The 5,035-nt window shown below is 71.7% G+C and carries 6 protein-coding genes; all 6 read left to right on the top strand.

Going from position 1 to position 5,035, the window contains the following annotated elements; all coding sequences use genetic code 11:
- Positions 1–1,257, top strand: a 1,257-nt coding sequence (locus AB1609_15310) for a helicase-related protein (protein MEW6047822.1), incomplete at its 5' end; no start/stop codon positions are given.
- Between the two features lie 16 nt (positions 1,258–1,273).
- Complete coding sequence (locus tag AB1609_15305; GenBank protein MEW6047821.1) at positions 1,274–1,684, top strand: hypothetical protein; 411 nt, start codon at positions 1,274–1,276, stop codon at positions 1,682–1,684.
- Complete coding sequence (locus AB1609_15300) at positions 1,663–1,854, top strand: hypothetical protein (protein ID MEW6047820.1); 192 nt, start codon at positions 1,663–1,665, stop codon at positions 1,852–1,854. The genes AB1609_15305 and AB1609_15300 overlap by 22 nt, the downstream gene beginning before the upstream one ends.
- A gap of 238 nt (positions 1,855–2,092) precedes the next feature.
- On the top strand, positions 2,093–2,320 hold the full coding sequence (locus tag AB1609_15295; GenBank protein MEW6047819.1) for a hypothetical protein: 228 nt from the start codon (positions 2,093–2,095) through the stop codon (positions 2,318–2,320).
- Complete coding sequence (locus AB1609_15290) at positions 2,313–3,659, top strand: hypothetical protein (GenBank protein MEW6047818.1); 1,347 nt, start codon at positions 2,313–2,315, stop codon at positions 3,657–3,659. The genes AB1609_15295 and AB1609_15290 overlap by 8 nt, the downstream gene beginning before the upstream one ends.
- Positions 3,660–3,678: 19 nt before the next feature.
- The coding region (locus tag AB1609_15285; GenBank protein MEW6047817.1) for a DUF3854 domain-containing protein at positions 3,679–5,035 on the top strand (1,357 nt) is incomplete at its 3' end.

The raw sequence follows: 5,035 nt of genomic DNA, 5'->3' as shown, positions 1-5,035 counted from the left end.
TCCGCCGCCTCCGCCCAGGGCCGCGCCTTCGGGGTCTTCGCCGCGCGGGCCAGGAGGGTGCTCGCCCTCACCGGCACGGTGACGGGCGGGTACGCCTCCGACCTCTTCTACCTGCTGTACCGGCTGAACCCGGCTGCCATGAAGGCGGCCGGCTACGGCTACGGGGACGTGGGCAAGTTCGTCGCCGCTTACGGCTGCCTGGAGAAAGTGGCCCAGGCCCCCGAGGGCCGGGCCGCCCGTTCCTCCCGCGCCGGCGTGCCGCGCCTCAGGGTGAGGGAAAAGCCCGGCATCTCGCCCGCGGTGTTCTCCGAGCACCTCCTGGAGTGCACGGTGTTCCTCGAGCTTTCCGACCTTGCCTGCGACCTTCCGCCCTACCGGGAGGAGGTGCTGCTCCAGGACATGTCGCCCGACCAGCGGCGGGAGTACGAGGCGCTGCGCGCGGGGCTGCGGGGCGACGTGTCCCGCGTGCTGCGGGCGGGCTCGGCCCGCGTGGCCGGCTACGTCCACGCCGCGCTGTCGTACCCCGACCGGCCGGCGGGCAACCCGCCGGTGACGGGCTCGGGCGGCCGGGTGGTGGCGGTGCCGCGGGACCTGCCGGAGTGGCCCACCTACCCGAAAGAGGAGGCGCTCGTCGGCCTCTGCCGCGCGGAGATCTCCGCCGGCAGGCGGGTGTTCGTGTACGTGGCGTACACGGGCACGCGCGACGTCTCCGCCCGGCTGGGGGAGATCCTCTCCGGCGCGGGGCTGCGGGTGGCAGTGCTGCGCGAGTCGGTGCGGCCGGCGGCGCGTGAGGAGTGGATTGCCCGCCAGGTCGCCGGCGGTACCGAGGTGGTCGTCGCCAACGCCCGGCTGGTGGAGGTGGGGCTGGACCTCATCGACTTCCCCACGCTGGTGTTTTTCCAGACCGGGTACTCGCTCTACACGCTCAGGCAGGCCTCGCGGCGGTCCTGGCGGATCGGGCAGACGAAGCCCGTGCGAGTGGTCTTCCTGGCCCACCGCCGGCACCTGCAGGAGGCGGTGCTCAGGCTGATGGGCACCAAGCTCCGCGCTGCGCTCGCCTTAGAGGGCAGGTTTTCCAGCGAGGGCCTGCGGGCCATGGCCCAGGGGGACGACCTGGGCGTGGAGCTCGCGCGGGTCCTTGTGGAAGGTCTGGAGTCGGTGGAGGGGCTGGAACTGTTCGGGGCCGCGTGGGCACCCCCGGAGCCCGCGGTCCAGGTGGCGGCCGAGGGCTCGCAGCTGGTATGGCAGTTTGCCTGACGGGGGGTGTGCAGGCTTGAACCTGTGCGGCTGGAACGTGGCAGTGCGGTCCGGCGGGCCCGCGGAGCGCTCCGGGGAATCCCGGGCGATGCTCTGGCTCTCCCGGCCCTGGCGGCTTGAGGCGGTGGCGGCGGCGTACTTTGCCGCGCGTGAGGCGTACGCAGAACACCTGGCCCGCGAGGCGGGCCTGGAAATCCTGCGCAACTGGTCCTGCCTCGGCGGGATGCTCTTTGGCGTTTGCGGGACGCCCGACCGGGTGGCGGCTTATGCGGAAACGCTCGCGGGGCACGGCATCGGAGGCTTTCGGGTGGAGGTCTACGGAGAAGTTGATCCGGCCGCCCTGGCCCGGATCGAGCGGGCCCGGCGGCTCCTGTGTCCCGGCGGGATGGAAACGGAGGGGGAGGTGTGCGACAGCCGGGACAGGTAGAGGTGCACGTCAAGCACTACAACGGCCGGTGGCACGTGTGGGTACGCGTCCCCGAGCGGTGGGAGCCACGGGGATCGTTCGCGAACCGCGAACGCGCCCTGGCCGTCGCCCGCTGCGAAGCGGGCCGGTGGAAAGAAGGGGGGCGCCAGGCCGTCGTTGCCGAGAGGTAGGCCGGGCGCCCCGCCCGGTTTTCGGGGGACTGTGCGGCGGAGGCGTGGTGTCCGCCGCGGGGTGGATTTCAGTCGTCCTGGCGCGCGGCGCCGGGGCAAAGGAGGGAGGGGAACAGAGTGAGGCTGGTCCACTACAGCCGCGATCCTGCCTTTGCGCCCCGGCCGGACGGTGGCCTCGGGTCCTGGCTTCCAAGGGATGGGGACCGTCTGTCCGTTCATGAGGGGGTGTTACTTCTATGTGGGGGACACGAGGATCCCTGGCCGGGTCGGCTCCGAGGACACTGCTAGGGTAGCCGCGAGGTGCCTCACGGACGAGGGGCAGGAGGTGGTCGAAGTATTCGTACCTGCCAACCAGCCTCGCCTGCTGAGGCTGGTCGGACGCGAGGCGAGCGTGAGGTTGCCCCGGGACGTTGTGTTCGCGGCGTGCTGGGTGGCAAAAGGAGGGGAGGAGTTGTGCGATGGCTGAGCAGGCGGCGCGCCCGCTCAACAGGGTGGTGAAGGGGTGGGACACGTTGAGGCTGCCGCGCCTGGGGGTTATCCAGATCGGTGAGAAAGACGAGAACGGCCGGCCCAGGTCGCTTGACTACTTCGTGTGCCCGCCCGAGGTGCGGGCGGTGTACGGCGACCAGCCGAGGCGGCTTGACATTGCCTTCCCGGTAGAGGACGTGTCGGTGATCTTCCCGAGCCAGCTGGAGCGCTACGGCGACCAGTTCGGCCGGATCTGCACCGGGGACGGCGAACGCGCGAACCTGTCCGCGGTTTACGCCCGCGGGCAGCAGGGCCAGTCCGAGTACGGCGTGGTGTCCAAGGGTGGGGGGTTCCTGAGCGCCGCGACGGGTGCGCCTCTGCCCGTGTTCAAGGGTGGGGGAGGGAAGGAGTACGTGCAGATCCCCTGCCTTCACCGCTCCTGCCCGCTCTACAAGGCGGGCAGGTGCCGCGAAGTGGGGCGTCTCAAGTTCCTCTTACCCAAGGTGCCCGGGATGCTGGGCGTGTACCAGATCGCGACGTCCAGCGTGAACAGCTACCTGAACGTGGCGGGTGCCCTGGCGCTGCTGCTTAAGATGTTACAGGCTCTGCGCCTGCCCGTGTGGACTGTAACCCTGCAGCTGGAGGTCAGGATGGAGCCGGCCCACCCGGTGATCGGTGAGGGTGACAGGCAGCGGCAGGTGAAGACCACCGTCCCCGCGCTCTACATCCTCAAGAACGACATGACCCTGGAGGAGTTCGTGCGGAGGGCTACCGCGGGGGCACTGCCCGAGCGCCCGGCGGTGGCGCTTCCGCCCGGAGTCCGGGTGGAGATCGAGGAGGACAACGAGGACGAGAAGCCCGAGCTGCTCTTCCCGCCGCCCGAGGCGCGGGAAGAGGCGCCCGAGGAGCCGGCGCCCTCCGGGCCGAAACCGGCGGCTCCCGAGCCCGCCCCCGGTACCGTGAAGGCCACAGCCTCTGGACCCCCGCCAGCTGAAGCGCGGGAACCGGCCCCAGGGAAGCTGGCGGCTGCCGGAGCCGCGCAGGCCGCGCGGCCGGGCGCGTCGGTGGCCGGGGAGTTTGAGGTCGTGTCCGCGCCTGCCGTCAAGAAAGACCACCGCAACGGCGAGGAGGTCGTGGTCCTTCGCGTCAAGACGCTGAGTGTGGACGAGGACGAAAAGCTGCTTCCTGCCGGGCGCGCGTTCTACGCCTTTTCCGGGCCGGGGTTGGAGCAGGTGCGCGAGGTGATGGGCGCGGCCGTGCCCGGGAGCCGCCTGTTGCTCGAGGGCTACCGGGCCAAGAACGACTCGCTGGTGGTGAGGCAGGCGATGAAACCGTAGGCCCGAGGGGGGTGGGAGCGTGGGCCTGGTGCTGGAACCCTCCGCGGTCGGCCTGCGCTTCTCCCCCGGCCGGGCGGAGGCGCGGGCCAACTGCCCTTTTTGCGGGGACCGCGGCGGGCACCTCTACGGCAACGCCCAGAAGGGCGTGTTTTTCTGCTTCCGGTGCGGGGCCCGGGGCAGGCTGCGCGCGGGAGCCGTGGTGCTCTCCGCGCGGCCTGCCCCCCAGGTTTCGGCGCCTGCGGTGGCCGACGCTGCCAAGCTGGATGGGGTCTACCGCGCCCTGCTCGCGGCGCTGGGCCTGAGCGCGGTTCACCGGGAGCACCTGCTCTCGCCCGCCCGCGGCCTGGACCCGGAGCAGATCCAGGCGGGGATGTACCGCACGCTGCCCGAAAGCGGCCGCGCGGACCTGGGGGAGCGGGTGGCGGCCCGGGCCGACCCGGCCGGGGTGCCCGGCTTCTGGCGCGCGGGAGGGAAGTGGCGCGTGGCCGGCCCTCCCGGCCTGCTTGTGCCGGTGCGGGACGCTTCGGGGAGGATTGTGGGCCTGCAAGTGCGCCGGGACGCGTCCGGTGGCGGGCCCCGGTACGTGTGGCTGTCGTCCGCGGGCAGGCCGGGCGGCACGCCGGCGCGGGCCCTGTGCCACGTGTCGGCACTGGGGCCGCCCGGCGGCCCCAGGGTGTGGATCACCGAGGGGCCGCTGAAGGCGGACATTGCCGCCTCGCGCCTGGGCGAGCCGGTGCTGGCGGTGCCGGGCGTGAACACCTGGCGGTCGGCCGGCCTGTTTGAGGCCCTGGAGGCCCTGGGGGCCGGGTCAGTGGTGGTGGCGTTCGACTCCGATGCCGAGACCAATCCGCACGTGGACGCGGCCGCCCGCAGCCTGGAAGAGGCCCTGCGGGCGGCGGGCTACCGTGTCTCGCGTGCTTACTGGCCCGTCGCCTGGGGCAAGGGCCTCGACGACCTGCTCCTGGGCGGCCGGTTCCCGGAGTTGCAGGAAGCAAAGGGAGGGATGTGTTTGAACCGCGTCACGCTCGCGGGGGAGGTTGTGCAGCCGCCGGCGGTGAGCCAGGTGAAGCGGAAGGACGGCTCAAGCTGCCTCAAGGCCCGGCTGCTTTTTGAGATCTCCGACGACGGCCGCCGGGAGGTGGTGCCCATCAACGCCTGGGACCGGCTGGCGAAGAGGGTGCAGGAGGCCGGCCTGTCCAAGGGGGACTACCTCATCGTAGACGGCAAGCTGAAGGTGAGTCGGGACGAGGCCGGCCGGCAGCTGGAGATTTGGCTCTCGGACTTCAGCGTGCTGCTGAAGTCCAACGGGCACCACCAGCCGGCCCGGCCTGACCAGGCACCGAAGCCCGCGCCGGAGACTCCTGCAAGGAAACCCG

The sequence above is a fragment of the Bacillota bacterium genome (assembly GCA_040754675.1).
In the GTDB taxonomy this organism is placed as follows: Bacteria; Bacillota; Limnochordia; order Limnochordales; family Geochordaceae; genus Geochorda.
This window is presented reverse-complemented; position numbering and strand designations above follow the sequence as displayed.

Bases quoted from the DNA above. Each gene is read 5' to 3' on its own strand.
- AB1609_15290 (MEW6047818.1), top strand. From the start codon at position 2,313: ATGGCTGAGCAGGCGGCGCGCCCGCTCAACAGGGTGGTGAAGGGGTGG.